The sequence below is a fragment of the Stenotrophomonas sp. GZD-301 genome (assembly GCF_049310345.1).
GTDB lineage: Bacteria > Pseudomonadota > Gammaproteobacteria > Xanthomonadales > Xanthomonadaceae > Stenotrophomonas.
The window spans coordinates 1-21,755 of sequence record NZ_JBMOWY010000077.1 but is presented as its reverse complement, the minus strand read 5'-3'; the positions used below and the strand labels follow the sequence as shown (position 1 = coordinate 21,755).

The window sequence follows — 21,755 nt, the reverse complement described above, 5'->3', positions numbered from 1 at the left end:
TGCTGCATCCCCCCCCCCCCCCCCCCCCCCCTCCCCCCCCCCTCCCCCCCCCCCCCCCCCCCCCCGCGCAGGCCGATCGACATGATCCGCACGGTTTCGGCACGCGCGATGTACAGCACGTCATCGCCATCGAGAACACCCAGCGAGCAGGACTCGTGCACGTCGTCGCGCAGCGCATCCAGTACCGGCTGCGCGGCCGCTGTCATCGACGACGACGCCACGTACGCGCCGCCCATGCCGAGCACGCGCGGCAGCAGCACGAACCCGCGCCCCTGTTCGCCTACGTAGCCGAGCTTTTCCAGGGTGTACAGCACGCGGCGCACCGCGGCGCGCGAGATCCCGGTGTCGGTACTGATCTGCGACATCGTCACTTCGCGCGGATGCTGCGAGAACACACTCAGTACGGCCAGCCCGCGACCCAGCGACGTCATGAAATCCGGATCGCCCTGGTTGTTCTGGATCTGCTGCATCAGCTCGTGGCTGAGGCCACGATCCTGGGGCGGTGCAGGGGCCCGCTTGGGGCGTCGTGAAGGAGGTGCGGCAGACATGGCGGTGGTTCGTTCCCGGTGATCGTGCATGGTAAGGGCTGCACGCGGCGAAACGAAGGCTGCGCGCCACGGCAGTGTGGCCGTGGCGCGCGCCAGGCTCACTGCCGGGGCGGCAACGCGTACGCGATCACGTAATCGCCCCGGTCCGGCGACTGGCGGGCGCCGCCAGCGGAAATGACCACGTACTGGCGTCCGGTCTTCGGCGACACGTAGGTGATCGGAGTGCCCTGGCTGCCGACCGGCATGCGTGCCTTCCACACTTCCTCGCCGGTACGGCTGTCGTAGGCGCGCAGGTAATAGTCCTGCGTGCCGGCGAAGAACAGCAGGCCCGACTGGGTAGCCAGCGACCCACCCAGCGTGGGCATGCCGATCGGAATCGGCAGGCGCATCTTGATGCCCATCGGGCCGGTGTCCTGCACGGTTCCCACCGGCACCTGCCAGACCAGCTGGTGGGTGGCCAGGTTGATCGCCGACATCGTGCCGAACGGGGGCTGCTGGCACGGAATGCCCAGCTTGGACAGGAAGCGGTCACGCAGCGAGCCGTACGGCGTGCCGGTCTGCGAGGCGGCGCCCATTTCCACGCCGCCGGCACCGCCGGTCATCTGCGCGCGCGGAATCAGCTTGGTCCACAGTCCCAGCCGCATGTCGTTGACGAACAGGTAGCCGGTGGTCGGGTCGACCGAGGCGCTGCCCCAGTTCATGCCACCCAGCGAACCGGGCCACTGCAGCGCCAGGTCTTCGCCCGGTGGCGTGAACATGCCGTCGTAACGGAAGCTCTTGAACTGGATGCGGCACAGCATCTGGTCGATCGGTGTGGCGCCCCACATGTCCGACTCGGTAAGGGTCTGCGCGCCGATCTGCGGCAGCCCCACCGACAGGCGCTGCGTGGGCGAGTAGCGTTCGCCGGCGGCCTTGCCCTGCGGTGCGGGAATATCACGCACCTCGGTGATCGGCTGCCCGGTGGCGCGATTGAGCATGAACACCTGGCCGGCCTTGGTGACCTGCAGCAGCGCGGGCAGCGTGCCGCCCTTGCCATCGGGGACGTCGGTCAGCGTCGGCTGCGCCGGCAGATCGTAGTCCCACAGATCGTGATGCACCGTCTGGTACACCCAGCGCTCCTTGCCGGTGGCCACGTCCAGCGCGACCACCGCCGAGCTGTACTTGTCATCCTGCGGCGTACGTTCGCCGGCCCACTGGTCCGGTGTGGTGTTGCCGGTGGGCAGGTAGACCAGGCCCAACTGTGCGTCGTAAGCCATCGACGTCCACACGTTGGGGGTGGCGCGGGTGTAGTGGATCGACGGGTCCAGCGGCACATCCGGTGTTTCCCGGGAGAGGTCCCACGACCACACCAGCGCGCCGCTGCGCACGTTGTAGGCGCGCACCACGCCGGACGGCTCGCCGACTTCGATGTTGTCGGCCACGCGGCCGCCGACGATCACCAGTTCGCCGGCCACCAGCGGGGCGGCGGTGAGCGTGTAGAAGCCGGGCTTGATCTCGCCCATGCCGACCTTGAGGTCGACCACGCCGTGATCGCCGAAGTCCGGGCAGACGGCGCCGGTGCGGGCGTCCAGCGCGAACAGGCGGGCATCGATGGAGGTCATCAGCACGCGTCGGTCGCAGATCGCCGGCGTCGCCGCGGGGGTGGCAGGCGCGGCGGCGGCCGGTGCCGGGGCGGCGAGGGTGGGGACGCCGGTCTGCGTCAGGTGCGCATCGAAGTACCCCAGACCGCGGCACCGCTGCCAGTTCGGCGCGGTGGCCTTCGGATCGAACGACCAGCGCTGCTTGCCGGTGTCGGCATCCACCGCGACCACGCGGTTGTGCGCGGTGCACAGGAACAGGGTGTCGCCGATCTGCAGCGGGGTGTTCTGGTCCTCGGCGCCAAAGCCGTCGCTCTGCGGCACATCGCCGGTGTGCGCGGTCCAGGCGACCTGCAGCTGATTGATATTGGCCGGGGTGATCTGGTCGAGCGCGGCGAAGCGGGTGCCTGCCGTGGTGTTGCCCCAGTGCATCCAGTCGCGCTGCTCGCTGCCCTTGGCCACCGGCACCACGGCCGGGCGGTCCCCACTGGCGGTGACCTCAGGGCGCGGCTGGAACGCCGATACGGCGGTGCCGAGCAGGCCCAGCAGCAGCAGTGCCGCCAGCCCGTAGGCGCCGCGTCCCGCAGGCTGGCCGCGGCTGCGGCGCAATGCAGGCCAGGCCAGCGCGACCAGCAGTGCCAGCACCGCCGGCATCACCAGGCGCGATACCAGCGGCCAGAACGCCAGGCCGGCGTCGGCCACTGCCCAGATCAGGGTAGCCACGAAGGCCAGCGCATACAGCAGCGCGCCCAAGGGACGACGCGCGGCCAGCAGCGTCCCGGCAATGAGCGACACGGCGCCCATCAGCAGGAAGTAGGCGCTGCCGCCCAGCTGCACCAGACGGACGCCGCCGATCAGCAGCGACAGGCCGAACAGCATGATCAGAATGCCGAGCAGGACCACCAGGAGCCGGCACAGGGCCGACGGTTTCGTGTTCTCGTCCACGTTGCATGAACCTCTACAGGAAACCCGCCGCCGAACGGCGACGGGCAGGCCCGCGCGCGCCGGGCGTGGCGGGGTCCGTCGGCCTCCACGTCCCGTGCCATGCGAGGCATGCGGGTGGCCTTCCTGCTTATCGCGGAAGCGCGGTGAATGACCGGTTAGGGCGATTATCGCACCATTGTGCGATTTAGGCGTGAACCCGCCGTGCCATCGGTGGAACGCAGCAACGCGCGCCGCGCCGCTGCGTGCCGAAGCGTTTACGCTATGCCACCCACCTGCTGCACCCCATCCCCATGACCGACTCTTCCACCACGCCCGCCTGGGCCGGCCGCCTGCGCGACATCGCCGATTTCCCCAAGCCGGGCATCCTGTTCAAGGACATCATGCCGCTGCTGGCCAACGGCGAGGATTTCGCGGCCGCCATCGATGCGATGGTCGAGCCGTGGCGTGACGCGCGCCTGGCGGCGGTGATGGGCATCGAATCGCGTGGCTTCATCCTGGGCGCGGCAATGGCGCGCGTGCTGGGCGTCGGCTTCGTGCCGGTGCGCAAGCCGGGCAAGCTGCCCGGCCGCACGTTGAAACAGGAATACACGCTGGAATACCGCACCGACAGCATCGAGGTGCATGCCGATGCGCTGCCGGCCGGTGCGCGGGTGCTGGTGGTCGACGACGTGCTTGCCACGGGTGGCACGCTGCTGGCGGCGTTGTCGCTGGCGCAGCAGCTGCAGGTCGAGGTGGTCGGTGCAGCGGTGCTGGTCGAACTGGCCGGACTCGGCGGCCGCGAGCGCTGGACCAGCAACGTGCCGCTGCTGGCCAACCTGGTCTACTGACCCCTGCCTGTTTCATACAGCCGGGCGCTGCCCGGCTGACGTACTGCCGTTGCGTTACATCTTCCGCACGCGGAAGCGACGGCCCTTGATCTTGCCCGCTTCCAGTCGCGCAATCGCACGGCCGACCTGCTCGCGCGCGATGGCCACGTAGGAACGCGTGGCGTAGATGTCGATCTTGCCGATCACCTTGGCCGACAGCCCGGCTTCGCCGGTAAGCGCGCCGAGGATGTCGCCGGGGCGCAGCTTGTCGGTCTTGCCGCCGTCGATGCGCAGCGTTTCCATCGCTGCCTGCGGCAGCACGGCCGGACGCGCGGTCGCCAGCGGGGTTTTCTGCCAGTCCAGCGGCGCGCCCTGTGCGGCTTCCAGCGCGTCGGCGCGGTTGCGCTCGCGGCCGGTGACCAGGCTGATCGCCAGGCCGGTGGCGCCGGCGCGACCGGTGCGGCCGACGCGGTGCTCGTAGGTCTCGATGTCGGTCGGCAGCTCGTAGTTGATCACTGCGGCGAGGTCCTGCACGTCCAGGCCGCGCGCGGCCACGTCGCTGGCCACCAGCACGTTGCAGCTGCGGTTGGCGAAGCGCACCAGTACTTCATCGCGGTCGCGCTGTTCCATCTCGCCGTGCAGGGGCAGGGCGGAGAACCCGAACTGCTGCAGCGACAGCGCCACTTCATCCACGTCGCGGCGGGTGTTGCAGAACACCACGGTCGATTCGGGCGTGTACTTGAGCAGCAGGCCGGCCAGCGCCTTCTGCTTCATCGCCAGCTCGGTCTCGCAGAACAGGTGGCGGATCGCCGGCGCGTGGTCGGCGCCTTCCACGGTCACTTCGACCGGGTCGCGCAGCAGCACGCGGGCGATCTCGCGGATTTCATCGGGGAAAGTGGCCGAGAACAGCAGCGTCTGGCGGTCCTTGCTGGTGCGTCCGGCGATCTCGCGGATCGGCTCCTCAAAGCCCATGTCGAGCATGCGGTCGGCTTCGTCCAGCACCAGCGTCTTGACCCCGCCCAGGTGCAGGGCGCGCTTGCGTCCCAGTTCCTGGATGCGGCCCGGGGTGCCAACCACCACATGCGGATCGTGCGCCTCCAGCGAGGCCAGCTGCGGGCCCAGCGGCATGCCGCCGGTCAGCACCACCAGCTTGAGATTGGGAATGCCGGTGGCCAGCTTGCGGATCTGCTTGCCGACCTGGTCGGCGAGCTCGCGGGTCGGGCACAGCACCAGCGCCTGCGCGCGGATCACGGCCGGGTCCAGCGCCTGCAGCAGGCCCAGGCCGAAGGCGGCGGTCTTGCCGCTGCCGGTGGGCGCCTGTGCGATCACGTCGCGACGGTCGAGGATGGCCGGCAGGCTCTGCGCCTGCACGGGGGTCAGGCGGGTATAGCCCAGCGCGTCGATGCCCGCCGCCAGCGAGGCCGACAGGGGCAGTTCGGAGAATTCATTCATGGCACATTCTACCCGTTGCGCCGGCCACCGGGCATGTACCGGTGGGCCTCAGGCCAGATCCAGCGCCCGCAGGCCCTCCTGCAACGCACGACACTGCCACCAGCCGGTACTCACCCCAGCAGCGCGTGCACGCCCAGGTTGATGCCCAGCCCGCCGGCCAGCAGCCAGGCGAACAGCAGCAGGGCCAGCAGCAGCGGCTTCATCCCTGCCTGGCGCAGGGCCGATACATGGGTGGTCAGGCCCAGCGCGGCCATCGCCATTGCCAGCAGTACGGTGTCCAGGTCGATGGCCGCACCGACGACCGCCTGCGGCAGCAGGTCCAGCGAGTTGAGGGCGGCGACCGCGACGAACCCGAACGCGAACCACGGCACCACGATCTTCGCCCGAGGGACATCCGGCCGGGCGGCGCGACCGCGTGCCAGCAGCAGCGACAGCACCACCAGGAACGGAGCCAGCATCATCACCCGCACCATCTTGGCGATCACCGCCGTATCGGCGGCGCCTTCGCTCACCGCGCGGCCGGCCGCCACCACCTGCGCCACTTCATGCACCGTCGAGCCGGTGAACACGCCATACAGCTGCTCGCTCATCGGCACCCAGGCGTGCGCGAGGTTGAGCTGGAACAGCGCCGGGTACAGGAACATCCCCACGGTGCCGAACACCACCACCGTGGACACCGCCACGGTGACCTGCTCGGCGCGGCCACGCACCACCGGCTCGGCGGCCATCACTGCCGCCGCGCCGCAGATCGCGCTGCCCGCGCCGATCAGCAGTGCGCTGTCGCGGTCCATGCCGAACCAGCGCGTGCCCGCCCACCACGCCAGGGTGAAGGTACTGGCCAGCACCAGGGCGTCGATCAGCACCCCGGCGATGCCGACCTGGCCGATATCCTGGAAGGTCAGCCGCAGGCCATACAGCACGATGCCGGCGCGCAGCAGCCATTGCTTGGAAAAGCCGACGCCGGGCGCCGCGCGCGGGGCCATGCGCGGGTAGAGGCTGTTGCCCAGCACGATGCCCAGCACGATCGCCAGAGTCAGCGCGCTGATGCCGTGTGCCTGCAGCCAGGCCACGTCCGCCAGTGCCATTGCCCCCGCTGCGACCGCTGCCGTCAGCAGCAGGCCCGGCAGGCGACCGCGCCAACGCTGGGCGGTGGTGGGCGGGGGCAGGGGCAGGGTTGAGGCGTTCACGGCACACTCCGTTGGAAGGTGATGAACAGGGTGCGCCTGGTTATTGAACCTGTAAAACGCATTGTTTTCGTGATTACAACCTGATTTGCAGGTACATTGCGCCGATGCATCTGACACTGCGCCAATGGCAGGTGGTCGTCGCCGTTGCCGATGCGGGCACCACCGCGGCCGCGGGACAGCGGCTGGGTCTGTCGCAGTCGGCCACGAGTGCGGCGCTCAACGAGCTGGAAGGCCAGTTGGCCGCGCCGGTGTTCGACCGTATCGGGCGCCGGCTGGTGCTCAACGCCCACGGCCGCGCGCTGCTGGACCCGGCCCGCGCCCTGCTGGTGGCCGCCGCGGAGCTGGAGGCACTGGCAGGTGTTGGCCGCCCGCACGATCCGGACCGGTTGCCGCTGCGGGTGCGCATCGGCGCCAGCACCACCATCGGCAACTACCTCCTGCCGCAGCGCATCGCGGCATTGCTGGCCGCCAACCCGCTGGCCGAGGTCGATCTACGGATCGGCAACAGTGCCGAGGTGGTCGCCGCCGTGCAGCGGCTGGATGTGGACCTGGGCCTGATCGAGGGCCCCTGCCATGAAAGCGGCCTGCAGGTGCTGCCGTGGCAGCGCGATGCGCTGGTGATCGTGGCAGGCCGCACTGCAGACCTGCCGCCGCAGGTGGACCTGCCCACGCTCGCGCGCGCGCGCTGGCTGCTGCGCGAACCGGGCTCGGGCACCCGGGAGGCGGTCGAGCAGGCACTCCTGCCGCACCTGCACCACTTCGGCCAGGCGATGCAGCTCGGCAGCACCGAGGCGATCAAGCAGGCGGCCGCCGCCGGACTGGGGCTGGCCTGCCTGTCGCGCCATGCGGTGGCCGACCTGGTGGCGCTGGGCAGCCTGCGTATTCTCGATACGCCGCTGCCGCCGCTGTCGCGGCAGCTGTGGGTGGTACGCCACCCGGGCAAGCGCGTACCGCAGGGGCTGGGCGACCTGCTGGCACTGCCCCCGGACGCGTTCGCGCACGGGTAAGCGACGCCGCACACCGCCAGCCCGTACAATGGTCGGATGCCTCTGATTACTCTGCAAAACGTCGACTTCAGCGTCGGCGGCCCGCTGTTGCTGGAAAAAGCCGAACTGTCGATCGAGCCGGGCGAGCGTATCGCCCTGATCGGCCGCAACGGCGCCGGCAAATCGACCCTGCTCAAGCTGCTGTCCGGCGACCACAAGCCCGATGACGGCGAAATCCGCGTGCAGCAGGGGGTGCGCATCACCCGCCTGGAGCAGGAAGTGCCGCACGGCGCGGCCGGCAGCGTGTTCGACGTGGTCGCCGATGGCCTGGGCGAGCTGGGCCAGTGGCTGGCCGAGTTCCACCACCTCAGCCATGCCGACGAGTTCGACGGCGATGCGCTGTCCGACGTGCAGGCCAAGATCGACGCGGCCAACGGCTGGGGCCTGGACCAGCGCGTCAGCGAAACCCTGACCAAGCTGGACCTGGACGGCGAAGCCGAATTCGCGCGCCTGTCCGGCGGCATGAAGCGCCGTGTGCTGCTGGGCCGCGCGCTGGTGTCCTCACCGGACCTGCTGCTGCTCGACGAACCGACCAACCACCTGGACATCGAAGCCATCGACTGGCTGGAAATGTTCCTCAAGAACTGGAACGGCAGCGTGGTGTTCGTCACCCACGACCGTCGCTTCCTGCGCGCACTGGCCACCCGCATCGTCGAGATCGACCGCGGCCAGGTCACCAGCTGGCCGGGCGACTGGGCCAATTACGAGCGTCGTCGCGAAGAACGCCTCAATGCGCAGGCGCAGGAAAACGCGCGCTTCGACAAGCTGCTGGCGCAGGAAGAAATCTGGATCCGCCAGGGCATCAAGGCGCGGCGGACCCGCGACGAAGGGCGCGTGCGCCGCCTCAAGGCGATGCGCGGCGAACGCTCGCAGCGGCGCGAACTCAGCGGCAACGTGCGCATGGAAGCGGCGCAGGCGGAAAATTCCGGCAAGAAGGTCATCGACGTCAAGGACATCTCGTTCGCGTTCGGCGAGCGCACGATGGTCAAGGACTTCAGCACCGTGATCCTGCGTGGCGACCGGATCGGCCTGATCGGCCCCAACGGCAGCGGCAAGACCACGCTGTTGAAGCTGCTGCTGGGCGACCTGCAGCCGCAGAGCGGTGAAGTGCGCGCCGGCACCAACCTGCAGATCGCCTACTTCGACCAGTACCGTTCGGTGCTGCGCGAGGATTGGACCGCGATCGAGAACGTGGCCGAAGGCCAGGACTTCATCGAGGTCAACGGCAAGCGCAAGCATGTGCATGCCTACCTGCAGGACTTCCTGTTCACCCCCGAACGCGCGCGCGCGCCGATCACCCGTCTGTCCGGTGGCGAGCGCAACCGTCTGCTGCTGGCCAAGCTGTTCGCGCAGCCGTCCAACCTGCTGGTGATGGACGAACCGACCAACGATCTGGACGTGGAAACCCTGGAGCTGCTCGAAGAGCTGCTCGGCGACTACGCCGGTACGCTGCTGCTGGTCAGCCATGACCGTGACTTCCTCGACAACGTGGTGACCTCCACGATGGTGATGGAAGGCGACGGCGTGGTCGGCGAGTACGTCGGCGGCTACACCGACTGGCAGCGCCAGGCCGCACGCATGGCCGCGGCTGCGGCTGCAGTGCCGGTGGCGGCAGCCAAGCCGGCTGCAGCGGCCGCTGCACCGGTCGAGGCGGCCGCACCCAAGCGCAAGCTCAGCTACAAGGATGCGCGCGAGCTGGAGCAGCTGCCGTTGAAGATCGAAACGCTGGAAAAGGACGTTGAAGGCCTCACCGCCGCGATGAACGACCCGGCCTTCTACCAGCGCAGCGCCGCCGACATGGCCGCGCACACCCAGAAGCTGGGCAAGGTCCAGGCCGAGCTGGACGCAGCGTACGCGCGCTGGGAAGAACTGGACGCGTGACCGTAGAGCCGGGTTTTACCCGGCTTGTGTCAGGCGTTCATGGCAACGGCAGCCCCGTAGAGCCGGGTTTTACCCGGCTTGCCTCAGTCGTTCATGGCAACGGCAGCCGGGCAGAGCCCGGCTCTACGAGGCTTGCGTCAGGCGTTCATGACAGTAGAGCCGGGTTTTACCCGGCTTGTGTCAGGCGTTCATGACAACGGCAGCCGGGCAGAGCCCGGCTCTACGCGGCTTGCGTCAGGCGTTCATGACAGTAGAGCCGGGTTTTACCCGGCTTGCGTCAGGCGTTCATGACAACGGCAGCCGGGCAGAGCCCGGCTCTACGTGCGGCGTTGACGCCGCCTTACTTCAACCCGTGCAGGTCCCGCAGCTGGCTGGGTCGCGAGCCGAAGTAGGCCGCCAGGTCGGCGATGTCCTGGTCGCTGAGATCGGCCGCCTGCGGGGTCATCAGCGCGTGCTGGCGGTCGCCGGCACGGTAGGCCTGCAGCGCATGGGCGAGGTAGTCGCCGTACTGCCCGCCCAGTTTCGGGTAGGTCGGGTCGATCGGCTGGTTGCCGTCGGCACCGTGGCAGTCGATGCAGCTCTGCTGGGTGGCCTTGCCCTTGACCTGGGCACGGGCTTCGCCGGCGGCGAGGCGGCCGGCCGGCAGGCCGGCGGAGGAGCCCGACCCGTGTTCACCACTGGCGTGGCCGGGATCGGCGGCGGAATCTGCACTGTTTTCCACCTGCGACTGCGAACAGGCAGCCAGCAGCAGGGCAACGGACAGGGCGATGGCGTAACGCTTGAACGGCGCGGCTTTCGTCATGAGCGTGCTTATTTGGCGGTGGACAGGTAAACAGCGAGATCGGCGATCTCCTGTTCGCTGAAACTCATGGACTGCGCCTGCATCGTCGGATGCCTGCGCTTGCCCTGGCGGTATTCGCTCAGCGCCTGGCTGAGGTACTGCTGGGTCTGGCCGCCGATCTTGGGTACCCGGTAGCTGGGATAGGCGTTCTTGTAGCCGGTGATGCCGTGGCACCCCTGGCAGGTGTAGGCGAGCACGCGGCCATTGTCGTAGCTGCCGGTGAGGGCGGCAGGCGTGGCCGGCGCGGCGGTCGGTGCGGGTGCGGCAGGTACGGCGGGTACGGCGGGAGCAGTAGCGGCCTGTGCGGCGGCCCCGAAGGGCAGGAGGACGGCCAGAAGACAAGCGGCGAGCGGCTGCGGGCGCATGATGTCCTTTCCGGTATACGGGTCTGGTCGTTCCGGCGTGGGGTACGGAACTGGCCCGAGTATAGCCTGCGTTTTCATCTAGCTGAAACCGGGCCGGGGCAGGGGGTCGCCCAAGGTCACCATGACCTTTGGGATATGGTGTGATCGTGACGTGGTGCATTACTTTGCTACCACACCTGCCTACGCATCCCTCAGGGACACGACGATGTCGCGAATTACTCTTCTGCACGGCCGCACCGGAACCTGCGCCGCTGCGCTGTTGATCACCACCTCCCTGTTGCTGAGCGCCTGTGGCGCCGGCGGTGGTTCGACCGAGGCCCAGGCCGCCGAGAAAGACCCCAAGGCCGCCAAGGCGGTCGAGGCGGTGCCGGTTGAAGCCGTCGCCGCGACCCGTCGCGCGGTCGCCGCCAGCTACACCGGCACTGCCGCGCTGGAGCCGCGCGCCGAGTCGCAGGTGGTCGCCAAGACCTCCGGGGTGGCGCTGGCGGTGCTGGTGGAAGAGGGGCAGCCGGTGCGCGCCGGCCAGCCGCTGGTCCGCCTGGATCCCGACCGCGCACGCCTGGCCGTGGCCCAGAGCGAAGCGCAGATGCACAAGCTGGAGAACAGCTACCAGCGCGCGCAGAAGCTGGTTGGCCAGCAGATGGTCAGCGCCGCCGACGTCGACCAGTTGCGGTTCGATCTGGAAAACGCCCGTGCGCAGTACCGCCTGGCCGCGCTGGAGCTCTCCTACACGACGGTGGTGGCGCCGATCTCCGGTGTGATCGCCTCGCGCTCGATCAAGACCGGCAACTTCGTCCAGATCAATACGCCGATCTTCCGCATCGTCGACAACTCGCGCCTGGAGGCCACCCTCAATGTCCCCGAGCGCGAGCTGGCGACCCTGCGCCCCGGCCAGCCGGTGACGCTGGTGGCCGACGCGCTGCCGGGCAAGTCGTTCCCCGGCACGGTGGACCGCATCGCACCGGTGGTGGATTCCGGCAGCGGTACCTTCCGCGTGGTCAGCGGCTTCGGCGAGGACGCGACGGGGCTGCAGCCGGGCATGTTCGGCCGCATCCGCATCGACTACGACCAGCGCACCGACGCGCTGGTGATTCCGCGCCTGGCGCTGCTTGATGATGGCGAGCCGGCGGTGTTCCGCGTGCAGGCCGGCAAGGTCACGCGCGTACCGGTCACGCTGGGCTATGCCGAAGGCCCGTGGGTGGAAATCCGCGCGGGTCTGGAAGCCGGCGACCAGGTGGTCACGGCGGGCAAGGTGGCGCTGCGCGACGGCACCGCCGTGCAGGTGATCGGTGGCAAGCCGGCGGCAACGGTCGCCAAGGCGGCACCTGCCAAGGCGGAGAACCGTCAATGACGTCGGCCGGCAACGACCACGGCAACGACCCGCACGCGGGCGATCGCCCGGGTGCCCACGGCGGTGGCCTGGTGGAATTCGCCACCCGCCGCCGCGTCACCATCGCGATGTTCACCGTCACCCTGCTGCTGTTCGGCTTCATCGCGCTGGGCAACCTCAAGGTCAACCTGCTGCCCGACCTGAGCTATCCCACGCTGACCGTGCGCACCGAATACACCGGTGCGGCGCCGGCGGAAATCGAAACGCTGATCACCGAGCCGGTGGAAGAAGCCGTCGGCGTGGTCAAGAGCCTGCGCAAGCTCAAGTCGGTCTCGCGTACCGGCCAGAGCGATGTCGTGCTGGAGTTCGCCTGGGGCACCAACATGGACCAGGCCAGCCTGGAGGTGCGCGACAAGATGGAGGCGCTGAACCTGCCACTGGAAGCGAAAGCGCCGGTGCTGCTGCGCTTCAATCCCTCCACCGCGCCGATCATGCGTCTGGTGATTGCGGCCAAGAGCGATCCGGCCACCGATGCCGACGCGATGCGCCAGCTCACCGAGCTGCGCCGCTATGCCGATGAAGACCTGAAGAAGAAGCTCGAACCGGTTACCGGTGTGGCGGCGGTGAAGGTGGGCGGTGGCCTGGAGGACGAGATCCAGGTCGACATCGACCAGCAGAAGCTGGCCCAGCTCAACCTGCCCATCGACAACGTCATCAAGCGTCTCAAGGAAGAGAACATCAACATCTCCGGCGGGCGCCTGGAAGAAGGCTCGCAGCGCTATCTGGTGCGCACCGTCAACCAGTTCGCCGACCTGGAGGACATCCGCAACCTGCTGGTGACCACCCAGAGCAGCAACGGCAGCGCCGCCGACGCGGCCATGCAGCAGATGTTCGCCATCGCCGCTTCGACCGGCTCGGACGCGGCCATCGCCGCCGCCTCCGCCGCGCAGAGCGCGTCCAGTTCCAGCTCCACCAACATCGCCAACGGCGTGCCGGTGCGTCTGAAGGACGTGGCCAGCGTGCGCCAGGGCTTCAAGGAACGCGAGGCGATCATCCGCCTGGGCGGCCGCGAGGCAGTGGAGCTGGCGATCTACAAGGAAGGCGACGCCAATACCGTGGCCACCGCCGAAGCGCTGCGCAAGCGCCTGGAGCAGATCAAGGACCAGATTCCCGGCGACGCGCAGCTGACCGTCATCGAAGACCAGTCGCGCTTCATCGAGCATGCGATCAGCGACGTCAAGAAGGACGCGGTGATCGGCGGCCTCCTGGCCATCCTGATCATCTTCCTGTTCCTGCGCGATGGCTGGAGCACGTTCGTGATCAGCCTGTCGTTGCCGGTGTCGATCATCACCACGTTCTTCTTCATGGGCCAGCTGGGCCTGAGCCTGAACGTGATGTCGCTCGGTGGCCTGGCGCTGGCCACCGGCCTGGTGGTGGACGATTCCATCGTGGTGCTGGAGAGCATTGCCAAGGCGCGCGAGCGCGGGCTGGGCATCCTCGAGGCGGCCATTGCCGGCACCCGGGAAGTGAGCATGGCGGTGGTGGCCTCGACCCTGACCACCATCGCGGTGTTCCTGCCGCTGGTGTTCGTCGACGGCATCGCCGGCCAGTTGTTCCGCGACCAGGCGCTGACCGTGGCGATCGCCATCGCGATCTCGCTGCTGGTGTCGATGACGCTGATTCCGATGTTGAGCTCGCTCAAGGGCCGTCCGCCGCTGGCCTTCCCGGCCGAGCCGGCGCACGCCGAGTGGCAGCCGGAGAGCCGCTGGCTGAAGCCGGTGGCAGGCAGCCGCCGTGGCATCGGCGCGCTGGCGCGCTGGAGCTTCTTCGGCGTGGCATGGGCGGTGGTCCGCGTCTGGCGCCTGCTGGTGGCCGTGATCGGGCCGGTGATGCGCAAGGCCAGCGACGTGGCGATGAAGCCCTACGCCGGTGCCGAGCGTGGCTACCTGCGGTTGCTGCCCAACGCCCTGCTGCATCCGGGCAAGGTGCTCGGTCTGGCCGCGATCGCCTTCCTGGCCACCCTGGCGCTGGTGCCGATGCTCGGCGCCGACCTGATCCCGCAGCTGGCCCAGGACCGCTTCGAGATGACCGCCAAGCTGCCGGCCGGCACACCGCTCAAGCAGACCGATGCGCTGGTGCGCGAGGTACAGCTGGCGCATGCCGGGGACGACAGCATCGCGTCGCTGTACGGCGTCAGCGGCAGCGGTACGCGCCTGGATGCCAGCCCGACCGAGAGCGGCGAGAACATCGGCAAGCTGACCGTGGTGATGGCCGGTGGGGGCGATGCGCGCACCGAAGCGGCGATCACCGAACGCCTGCGCGGCACCATGAAGCAGCACCCCGGCGTGCAGGTCGACTTCGCGCGTCCCGCACTGTTCAGCTTCTCCACGCCGCTGGAAGTGGAGCTGCGCGGCCAGGACATGGCCACGCTGGAGCATGCGGGCCAGGCGCTGGCGGCGATGCTGCGCAACAACCCGCACTACGCCGACGTGAAGTCCACGGTCGAGGAAGGGTTCCCGGAAATCCAGATCCGCTTCGACCAGGAACGCGCCGGCGCACTGGGCCTGACCACGCGTCAGATCGCCGACGTGGTGGTCAAGAAGGTGCGTGGCGACGTTGCCACCCGCTACAGCTTCCGTGACCGCAAGATCGACGTGCTGGTGCGCGCACAGGAAGGCGACCGCGCCAGCGTGGACAGCATCCGCCGCCTGATCGTCAATCCGGGCAGTAACCGCCCGGTGACGCTGGACGCGGTGGCCGAGGTGGTCGCCACCAATGGTCCCAGCGAGATCCATCGCGCCGACCAGACCCGGGTGGCGGTGGTGTCGGCCAACCTGCGCGACATCGACCTCGGTGGTGCGGTGCGCGAAGTGCAGGCGATGGTCGCCGCGCAGCCTGTCGGTGCCGGCGTCGGCATGCACATCGGCGGGCAGGGCGAAGAACTGGCCAATTCCGCGCGCTCGCTGATCTTCGCCTTCGGCCTGGCCATCTTCCTGGTGTACCTGGTGATGGCCTCGCAGTTCGAATCACTGCTGCACCCGTTCGTCATCCTGTTCACCATCCCGCTGGCGCTGGTCGGTGCGATCCTGGCACTGATGCTCACCGGCAAGCCGATCTCGGTGGTGGTGTTCATCGGTCTCATCCTGCTGGTGGGGCTGGTGACCAAGAACGCGATCATCCTGATCGACAAGGTCAACCAGCTGCGCGAAGCCGGCGTGCCCAAGCGGGAGGCCCTGGTCGAGGGCGCCCGCTCGCGTCTGCGCCCGATCATCATGACCACCCTGTGCACGCTGTTCGGCTTCCTGCCGCTGGCCGTTGCGATGGGTGAGGGGGCCGAGGTGCGCGCACCGATGGCCATCACCGTGATCGGCGGCCTGCTGGTGTCCACGCTGCTGACCCTGGTGGTGATCCCGGTGGTGTACGACCTGCTCGACCGCCGTGGCGATGCCTACTACCGCGAACGCGGCCGCCACCTCACGCGGGCACCGCGCGGCCATGCCGACGGCAGCGCACAGGAGCCGGCATGAGCGTCGCCGAGTTCTCCATCCGTCGTCCCATCACCACCATCATGTGTTTCGTGTCGTTGGCGGTGGTGGGGCTGATCGCCTCGTTCCGGTTGCCGCTGGAGGCGCTGCCGGACATCTCCGCCCCGTTCCTTTTCGTGCAGGTGCCCTATACCGGCTCCACCCCGGAAGAGGTGGAGCGCAACATCATCCGCCCGACCGAAGAAGCGTTGGCGACGATGACCGGGATCAAGCGCATGCGCTCCTCGGCCACCTCCGAAGGCGCGAGCATCTTCATCGAGTTCACCGACTGGGACCGCGATATCGCGATTGCCGCGTCCGACGCGCGCGAGCGGATCGACGCGATCCGCAGCGACCTGCCCGACGACCTGCAGCGCTACAACGTGTTCAAGTGGTCCAGCAGCGACGACCCGGTGTTGAAGGTGCGCCTGGCCAGTACCTCGGACCTGACCGGCGCCTACGACATGCTCGACCGCGAGTTCAAGCGGCGTCTGGAGCGCATTCCCGGCGTCGCCCGGGTCAACATCTCCGGCGCGCCGCCGAATGAAGTCGAGATCGCGATCAGTCCTGACCGCCTGACCGCGCACAACCTGAGCATCAACGACCTCAGCGACCGCCTGCGCACACTGAACTTCTCGATCTCGGCCGGGCAGATCGACGACAACGGCCAGCGCGTGCGCATCCAGCCGGTGGGCGAGATCACCGACCTGCAGGAACTGCGCGATCTGGTGATCGACACCAAAGGCCTGCGCCTGGGTGACATCGCCGAGATCCGCCTGAAGCCGACGCGGATGAACTTTGGCCGGCGTCTGGATGGCAATCCCGCCATCGGCCTGGATATCTACAAGGAGCGCAGCGCCAACCTGGTGGAAGTCTCGCGTGCGGCGTTGGCCGAAGTGGAGGCGATCCGCAGTCAGTCATCGATGCGCGATGTGCAGGTCAAGGTGATCGACAACCAGGGCAAGATGGTCACCTCCTCGCTGCTGGAACTGGCCGAGGCCGGTGCGGTGGGCCTGCTGCTGTCGGTGACGGTGCTGTTCTTTTTCCTGCGCCACTGGCCGTCCACGCTGATGGTCACCCTGGCCATTCCCATCTGTTTCGTGATCACCCTGGGCTTCATGTATTTCGCCGGGGTCACCCTCAACATCCTCACCATGATGGGTCTGCTGCTGGCAGTGGGCATGCTGGTGGACAATGCCGTGGTGGTGGTGGAGAGCATCTACCAGGAACGCGAGCGCATGCCCGACCAGCCGGTGCTGGCCTCGATCATCGGCACCCGCAACGTGGCCATCGCACTGAGTGCCGGCACCCTCTGCCATTGCATCGTGTTCGTGCCGAACCTGTTCGGCGAAACCAACAACATCAGCATCTTCATGGCGCAGATCGCCATCACCATCTCGGTGTCGCTGCTGGCCTCCTGGCTGGTCGCGGTCAGCCTGATCCCGATGCTGTCGGCGCGCATGAAGACGCCCAAGCAGGTGCATTCGGAAACCGGCGTGATCGCACGCCTGCAGCGGCGCTATGCGCGGATCCTGCAATGGACGCTGGAGCACCGCGGCTGGAGCGTGTTCGGCATCTTCCTGGTGGTGCTGATCAGCCTGGTGCCGATGAAGCTCACCAAGATCGACATGTTCGGCGGCGAAGGCGGCAAGGACATCTTCATCGGGTACAACTGGAAGGGCGCCTATACCTACGGGCAGATGTCCGAAGAAGTGGCGCGGGTGGAACGCTACCTCGACCAGAACCGCGAGAAGCTGCACATCACCCAGGTGTATTCCTGGTACAGCGAGCAGGAGGGCAGCAGCACCACCGTGACCTTCGATACCGAGCATGCCGACAACCTGCCTGCGGTGCAGGAACTGCTGCGCAAGGGCCTGCCGCGCTCGGCGCGCGCCGACTACGTCGTCGGCAACCAGGGCGGCGATGGTGGCGGTGGCGGCAACCAGTCGGTGCAGGTGCAGCTGGTCGGTGATTCGACCAAGATGCTGCAGGAAATCGGCGAGGAAGTGCTGCCCCTGCTGGCCCAGCGAAAGGAGCTGCGCGATGTGCGCATCGACAACGGCGAGAAGGGCAGCGAACTGGCCATCCATGTCGATCGCGAACGTGCGGCCGCCTTCGGCTTCAATGCCGAGCAGGTCGCCAGTTTCGTCGGCCTGGCGCTGCGCGGCGCGCCGATGCGCGAGTTCCGCCGTGGCGACACCGAAGTGCCGGTATGGGTGCGCTTCGCCGGTGCCGAGCAGAGCAGCCCCGAAGACCTGGCCAGCTTCACCGTCCGTACCGGCGACGGCCGCTCGGTGCCGCTGCTGAGTCTGGTCGATGTGACGGTCAAGCCGACCGCGACCCAGATCGGCCGCACCAACCGCCAGACCACGCTGACCATCAAGGCCAACCTCGCCGAGAAGATCACCGTGCCCGAAGGGCGCAAGGCGATGGAGGACGTACTCAAGCCGATGAGTTTCCCGGCCGGCTACACCTTCACCTTCGATGGCGGCGACTACGGCGACGACAACGAGGCGATGCAGCAGATGATGTTCAACCTGCTGATCGCACTGGTGATGATCTACGTGGTGATGGCGGCGGTGTTCGAGTCGCTGCTGTTCCCGGCGGCGATCATGAGCGGCGTGCTGTTCTCGATCTTCGGTGTGTTCTGGCTGTTCTGGCTGACAGGCACCTCGTTCGGGATCATGTCCTTCATCGGCATCCTGGTGCTGATGGGCGTGGTGGTGAACAACGGCATCGTGATGATCGAGCACATCAACAACCTGCGCCGGCGTGGGGCAGGGCGCACGCTGGCGCTGGTGGAAGGCTCGCGTGAACGCCTGCGGCCGATCATGATGACGATGGGCACGGCGATTCTGGCCATGATTCCGATCTCGCTGACCGATACGCAGCTGCTTGGCAACGGCCCGCCGTACTACCCGATGGCGCGTGCCATCGCCGGTGGCCTGGCGTTCTCCACGGTGGTCAGCCTGCTGTTCCTGCCGACCATCTACGCGATCCTGGACGACCTGAGCAGCGCGGTTGCGGGGATCGTGCGGCGGGCGAGGGGATTGCCGCCGAAGGGCAGCGACGCGGTGATCGAACCGGCGTGATGCGAGGTGTGGTGCCGACCAACGGTCGGCTCTACCCGATGAAACGGCAGCCGACCAACGGTCGGCTCTACCCGATGAAACGGCAGCCGACCAACGGTCGGCTCTACCCGCCGGCGGTCAGCCGCCGACTTTGTGCCACACCTGGAACCCGGTCAGCCACAGGCCCAGCATGCTGCCGATGTTGGTCAGCATGAAGGTGAGCACCACCCGGGTGACGCGGTTGCGGTACCAGCCCTTGACGCTCTGGGCGTCATCGCGGAGCTTGAGGAAATCCTCATACGCCGGCTTGCGCAGGCGCGCTTCGACCAGGGCCGAGAACGCGCCGGTGGGAATGCTCAGGCGGAACGGCTTGAACGGAGCGACCACGATCGCCGTCAGGATGCTCAACGGATGGCTGCCCGCCAGCAGGCAGCCCAGGCCCGCCAGGCCGCCGGTGTACATCGCCCAGGTGGCGAGCAGCTCGGTGCCCACGCCCAACCCGCCCCGGTAGAAGCCGACGCCAATGCCGGTCAGCACGATCGCCAGGATGGTCAGGGTGATCCACGGGATGTTGCGCTTCTTCGGCACCTCTTCCAGCGATTCGCGCAGCGGGCCGGGCGCGTCGGTATCGTTTTCCAGGTAGCGCGCCAGTCCGGCCAGGTGACCGGCACCGACCACGGCCAGCACGTTGCGCTGGGACGGATCGTGGGTCTCGCGCAGGCGGGTGGCCATGTAGCGGTCGCGCTCGCCGATGATGGTTTCGTACAGCGCCGGGCTTTCGCTGGCGAACTCGCCGAAGCTGGCTTCGAGCATGTCGCCCTGCTTGAGCTTCTCGATCTCGGCCTCGCCCACGTCCTCCGACGCGAACAGGCCGGCGCCCAGACCCATCACCAGCTTGATCTTGCCGAAGAAGCCCAGCCGCTGCGAAGCGCGCTTGAAGGTCAGGCCGACTTCGCGGTCGATCAGGTGCACCGGCAGGTGGTGTTCGTTGGCCAGAGTGACCGCACGCTTGAGTTCGGCGCCCGGCTCGATGCCGAGCTGTTCGGCCAGCCGGCGCTGGTAGGCGGCCAAGGCCAGGTTGGCCGCGAACAGCGCCACACGGCCCTTGCGGATCACCTCGACCAGGTCCAGCTTGGCCAGCGCATCGGGGTTGGTCAGCGCCTGCAGGCGCTGCGCGTCCAGCTCCACGGCGACCGCATCGAAGCGGCCGCTGGCAATCGCGCGCTCGACGGCTTCCACGCTGGCCTGGGAGACGTGCGCGGTGCCGAGCAGGGTGTAGCGCACGCCATCACGCTCGACCACGCGCACGGGTTGCCCGGCGAACAGGGTGTCGCCGGTATCGTCGATCTGGGTATCAGTCATTGCATCATTCATTCGAAGGGGCGCTGTCGGCACCATCGCCGAGCGCGCGCTGCATCTGGACGGTGTCCAGCCAGCGGCCATGCTTGCGGCCGAGGCCGCGGAAAACGCCGACGGTGTGGAAACCGAAGCGTTCGTGCAGTTTGATCGAGGCGGTGTTCGACGGTTCGCCGATCACCGCCACCATCTGTCGGTAGCCACGTTCCACGCAGGCATCGATCAGGCCCTGCATCAATGCCGTGCCGACCCCGCGTCCCTGGAATGCCGCATCCACGTAGACCGAGTTCTCCACGGTCCACTGGTAGGCGATGCGGCCCCGGTAGGTGTTGGCATAGGCGTAGCCGGCAACCCGGCCATCGACCTCGGCGACGATGTACGGGAAGCCGCGCGCCACGATGTCGTGCATGCGTCGCTGCATCTCCGCCGCGTCCGGTACGTCGTACTCGTAGGTGTTGACGAAGTCGGTCACTTCCACCGCGTAGATGGCGGTGATGGCCGCGATATCGGCATCGTTGGCGTCGCGCAGCAGCACGGTCACGGGGCAGGGTCCTGGGGGATCAGTCGATGTAGCGCTTGAGCAGGTCGCCATAGGCGTCGATGCGGCGATCACGCAGGAACGGCCAGATCCGGCGCACGTGCTCGCTGCGCTGCAGGTCCACGTCGCAGATCAGCACGGTCGGCTCGGTGCCGGCCTCGGCGATGAACTCGCCCTGCGGGCCGAGCACATGGCTGTTGCCCCAGAACTGGATGCCCGAGGCGCCCAGCGGCGAGGCCTCGTGGCCGACGCGGTTGCAGCTCAGCACCGGCACGCCGTTGGCGACGGCATGGCCACGGTGGCTCAGCACCCAGGCATCGCGCTGACGGGTCTGTTCGTCCTGCTGGTCGTCCGGGTCCCAGCCGATCGCGGTGGGGTAGAGCAGCAGTTCGGCGCCGGCCAGCGCCATCAGGCGTGCCGCTTCCGGATACCACTGGTCCCAGCACACGAGCACGCCCAGGCGGCCCACCGAGGTATCGATCGGCTTGAAGCCGATGTCGCCCGGGGTGAAGTAGAACTTTTCGTAGAAGCCCGGATCGTCCGGGATGTGCATCTTGCGGTACTTGCCCAGCAGCGTGCCGTCTTTCTCGAAGACCACGGCGGTGTTGTGGTACAGCCCGGCCGCGCGACGCTCGAACAGCGAGCCGACGATCACCACGCCGTGCTTCTTCGCCAACGCGCCGAGGCGTTCGGTGCTCGGGCCGGGGATCGGCTCGGCCAGGTCGAACTCGTCGACCGACTCGTGCTGGCAGAAGTACGCGCCGTTGTGCAGTTCCTGCAGCAGGATCAGCTTGGCCCCCTGGGCGGCCGCTTCCGCCACGCGCGTTTCGATCACGGCCAGATTGGCGGCGGCGTCACCGTGGTTGCGCTCCTGGATCAGGGCGACGGAAAGGGTGTGGCGTGGGCTCATCCGGATGCGGTCCTGCGGGGGAAAAACGCAGTTTATCGCGGATGGGTGTGTACGGCGTGCTGGGCGATAAATGGGGGTGGGCAGCTGGCAGCGAAGAGCGGCTGTTCGGTGTTACGGGCTGGGCCGACCGGCGGGCAGCCCACTCCGGGACACGCCGTGAATCCATCCCTGGAGGCTTGGCAAAAACATCCATGTTTTTGACAGTCCCTACGTGGGCTGCCCACCGGCCGGCCCCGACAGTTGATCCGTTGATACTCCTGCGGCCACCGAACCACCGTCGAGGGTCGGCGGGGGCGGGTTTTCGGGACCGTAGAAAACATGGATGTTTTCGACGAGCCGACATGGATGTGTTAATGGCGTGTCCGGAAAACCCGCCCC

The 21,755-nt window shown here is 68.0% G+C and carries 15 protein-coding genes; 6 read left to right on the top strand and 9 right to left on the bottom strand.

Going from position 1 to position 21,755, the window contains the following annotated elements; translation table 11 throughout:
• Nucleotides 1-548 (bottom strand): helix-turn-helix domain-containing protein (locus ACO6VK_RS18950; protein WP_422509854.1); only part of this gene is annotated, 548 nt, incomplete at its 3' end.
• 98 nt (nt 549-646) lie between these two features.
• Nucleotides 647-3,070 (bottom strand): membrane-bound PQQ-dependent dehydrogenase, glucose/quinate/shikimate family, encoded by a 2,424-nt coding sequence (locus tag ACO6VK_RS18945; RefSeq protein WP_422509852.1) that lies wholly within the window; start codon nt 3,068-3,070, stop codon nt 647-649.
• 290 nt (nt 3,071-3,360) lie between these two features.
• On the opposite strand from ACO6VK_RS18945, the gene ACO6VK_RS18940 reads away from it, so the two are divergent.
• Entirely contained in the window at nt 3,361-3,897 is a 537-nt protein-coding gene (locus tag ACO6VK_RS18940) for an adenine phosphoribosyltransferase (RefSeq protein ID WP_422509850.1), read from the top strand.
• 54 nt (nt 3,898-3,951) lie between these two features.
• Here ACO6VK_RS18940 and dbpA read toward each other — a convergent pair whose 3' ends face one another.
• Both dbpA and ACO6VK_RS18930 read right to left on the bottom strand, forming a co-directional pair.
• A complete protein-coding gene (gene dbpA / locus ACO6VK_RS18935; RefSeq protein ID WP_411850743.1) occupies nt 3,952-5,328 on the bottom strand; it encodes an ATP-dependent RNA helicase DbpA in 1,377 nt (458 codons plus the stop codon).
• A 110-nt stretch (nt 5,329-5,438) separates the two neighbouring features.
• Entirely contained in the window at nt 5,439-6,515 is a 1,077-nt protein-coding gene (locus ACO6VK_RS18930; protein WP_422509848.1) for a YeiH family protein, read from the bottom strand.
• A 104-nt stretch (nt 6,516-6,619) separates the two neighbouring features.
• On the opposite strand from ACO6VK_RS18930, the gene ACO6VK_RS18925 reads away from it, so the two are divergent.
• Both ACO6VK_RS18925 and ACO6VK_RS18920 read left to right on the top strand, forming a co-directional pair.
• The gene (locus tag ACO6VK_RS18925; protein WP_422509846.1) at nt 6,620-7,522 is read left to right on the top strand and encodes a LysR family transcriptional regulator; all 903 of its coding nucleotides are present in this window, start codon (nt 6,620-6,622) and stop codon (nt 7,520-7,522) included.
• 36 nt (nt 7,523-7,558) lie between these two features.
• On the top strand, nt 7,559-9,442 hold the full coding sequence (locus ACO6VK_RS18920; protein ID WP_422509844.1) for an ATP-binding cassette domain-containing protein: 1,884 nt from the start codon (nt 7,559-7,561) through the stop codon (nt 9,440-9,442).
• A gap of 340 nt (nt 9,443-9,782) precedes the next feature.
• Here the strand turns inward: ACO6VK_RS18920 and ACO6VK_RS18915 are convergent, their stop codons facing one another.
• Together ACO6VK_RS18915 and ACO6VK_RS18910 are read right to left on the bottom strand one after the other, a co-directional pair.
• Complete coding sequence (locus tag ACO6VK_RS18915) at nt 9,783-10,244, bottom strand: c-type cytochrome (protein WP_422509842.1); 462 nt, start codon at nt 10,242-10,244, stop codon at nt 9,783-9,785.
• Nucleotides 10,245-10,252: 8 nt separating this feature from the next.
• Nucleotides 10,253-10,648 (bottom strand): c-type cytochrome, encoded by a 396-nt coding sequence (locus ACO6VK_RS18910; protein WP_422509839.1) that lies wholly within the window; start codon nt 10,646-10,648, stop codon nt 10,253-10,255.
• 205 nt (nt 10,649-10,853) lie between these two features.
• Here ACO6VK_RS18910 and ACO6VK_RS18905 point away from each other — a divergent pair, with 205 nt between their 5' ends.
• From ACO6VK_RS18905 to ACO6VK_RS18895, 3 genes are read left to right on the top strand one after another with little or no spacing between them, the layout of a single operon-like run.
• On the top strand, nt 10,854-11,999 hold the full coding sequence (locus ACO6VK_RS18905) for an efflux RND transporter periplasmic adaptor subunit (protein ID WP_422509837.1): 1,146 nt from the start codon (nt 10,854-10,856) through the stop codon (nt 11,997-11,999).
• Nucleotides 11,996-15,505, top strand: a complete 3,510-nt coding sequence (locus ACO6VK_RS18900) for an efflux RND transporter permease subunit (RefSeq protein ID WP_422509835.1) — start codon at nt 11,996-11,998, stop codon at nt 15,503-15,505. Before ACO6VK_RS18905 ends, ACO6VK_RS18900 begins: the two co-directional genes overlap by 4 nt.
• Nucleotides 15,502-18,594: an efflux RND transporter permease subunit gene (locus tag ACO6VK_RS18895; RefSeq protein WP_422509833.1), complete on the top strand. Its 3,093-nt coding sequence runs from the start codon at nt 15,502-15,504 to the stop codon at nt 18,592-18,594. Before ACO6VK_RS18900 ends, ACO6VK_RS18895 begins: the two co-directional genes overlap by 4 nt.
• 117 nt (nt 18,595-18,711) lie before the next feature.
• Here the strand turns inward: ACO6VK_RS18895 and ACO6VK_RS18890 are convergent, their stop codons facing one another.
• Genes ACO6VK_RS18890 through ACO6VK_RS18880 form a run of 3 tightly spaced genes read right to left on the bottom strand, consistent with a single transcriptional unit; the run spans nt 18,712 to nt 21,377 of the window.
• Complete coding sequence (locus ACO6VK_RS18890; RefSeq protein ID WP_422509831.1) at nt 18,712-19,947, bottom strand: TraB/GumN family protein; 1,236 nt, start codon at nt 19,945-19,947, stop codon at nt 18,712-18,714.
• Complete coding sequence (locus ACO6VK_RS18885; RefSeq protein ID WP_422509829.1) at nt 19,940-20,470, bottom strand: GNAT family N-acetyltransferase; 531 nt, start codon at nt 20,468-20,470, stop codon at nt 19,940-19,942. The genes ACO6VK_RS18890 and ACO6VK_RS18885 overlap by 8 nt, the downstream gene beginning before the upstream one ends.
• A 19-nt stretch (nt 20,471-20,489) precedes the next feature.
• Nucleotides 20,490-21,377: a carbon-nitrogen hydrolase gene (locus ACO6VK_RS18880; RefSeq protein ID WP_422509827.1), complete on the bottom strand. Its 888-nt coding sequence runs from the start codon at nt 21,375-21,377 to the stop codon at nt 20,490-20,492.
• Nucleotides 21,378-21,755 lie beyond the last annotated feature (378 nt).

What these genes read in the sequence shown, in the direction of transcription:
- ACO6VK_RS18940 (WP_422509850.1), top strand. Translation starts at nt 3,361, where the DNA reads ATGACCGACTCTTCCACCACGCCCGCCTGGGCCGGCCGCCTGCGCGAC.
- dbpA (WP_411850743.1), bottom strand. Translation starts at nt 5,328, where the DNA reads ATGAATGAATTCTCCGAACTGCCCCTGTCGGCCTCGCTGGCGGCGGGC.
- ACO6VK_RS18925 (WP_422509846.1), top strand. Translation starts at nt 6,620, where the DNA reads ATGCATCTGACACTGCGCCAATGGCAGGTGGTCGTCGCCGTTGCCGAT.
- ACO6VK_RS18920 (WP_422509844.1), top strand. Translation starts at nt 7,559, where the DNA reads ATGCCTCTGATTACTCTGCAAAACGTCGACTTCAGCGTCGGCGGCCCG.
- ACO6VK_RS18915 (WP_422509842.1), bottom strand. Translation starts at nt 10,244, where the DNA reads ATGACGAAAGCCGCGCCGTTCAAGCGTTACGCCATCGCCCTGTCCGTT.
- ACO6VK_RS18910 (WP_422509839.1), bottom strand. Translation starts at nt 10,648, where the DNA reads ATGCGCCCGCAGCCGCTCGCCGCTTGTCTTCTGGCCGTCCTCCTGCCC.
- ACO6VK_RS18905 (WP_422509837.1), top strand. Translation starts at nt 10,854, where the DNA reads ATGTCGCGAATTACTCTTCTGCACGGCCGCACCGGAACCTGCGCCGCT.
- ACO6VK_RS18900 (WP_422509835.1), top strand. Translation starts at nt 11,996, where the DNA reads ATGACGTCGGCCGGCAACGACCACGGCAACGACCCGCACGCGGGCGAT.
- ACO6VK_RS18895 (WP_422509833.1), top strand. Translation starts at nt 15,502, where the DNA reads ATGAGCGTCGCCGAGTTCTCCATCCGTCGTCCCATCACCACCATCATG.
- ACO6VK_RS18890 (WP_422509831.1), bottom strand. Translation starts at nt 19,947, where the DNA reads ATGAATGATGCAATGACTGATACCCAGATCGACGATACCGGCGACACC.
- ACO6VK_RS18880 (WP_422509827.1), bottom strand. Translation starts at nt 21,377, where the DNA reads ATGAGCCCACGCCACACCCTTTCCGTCGCCCTGATCCAGGAGCGCAAC.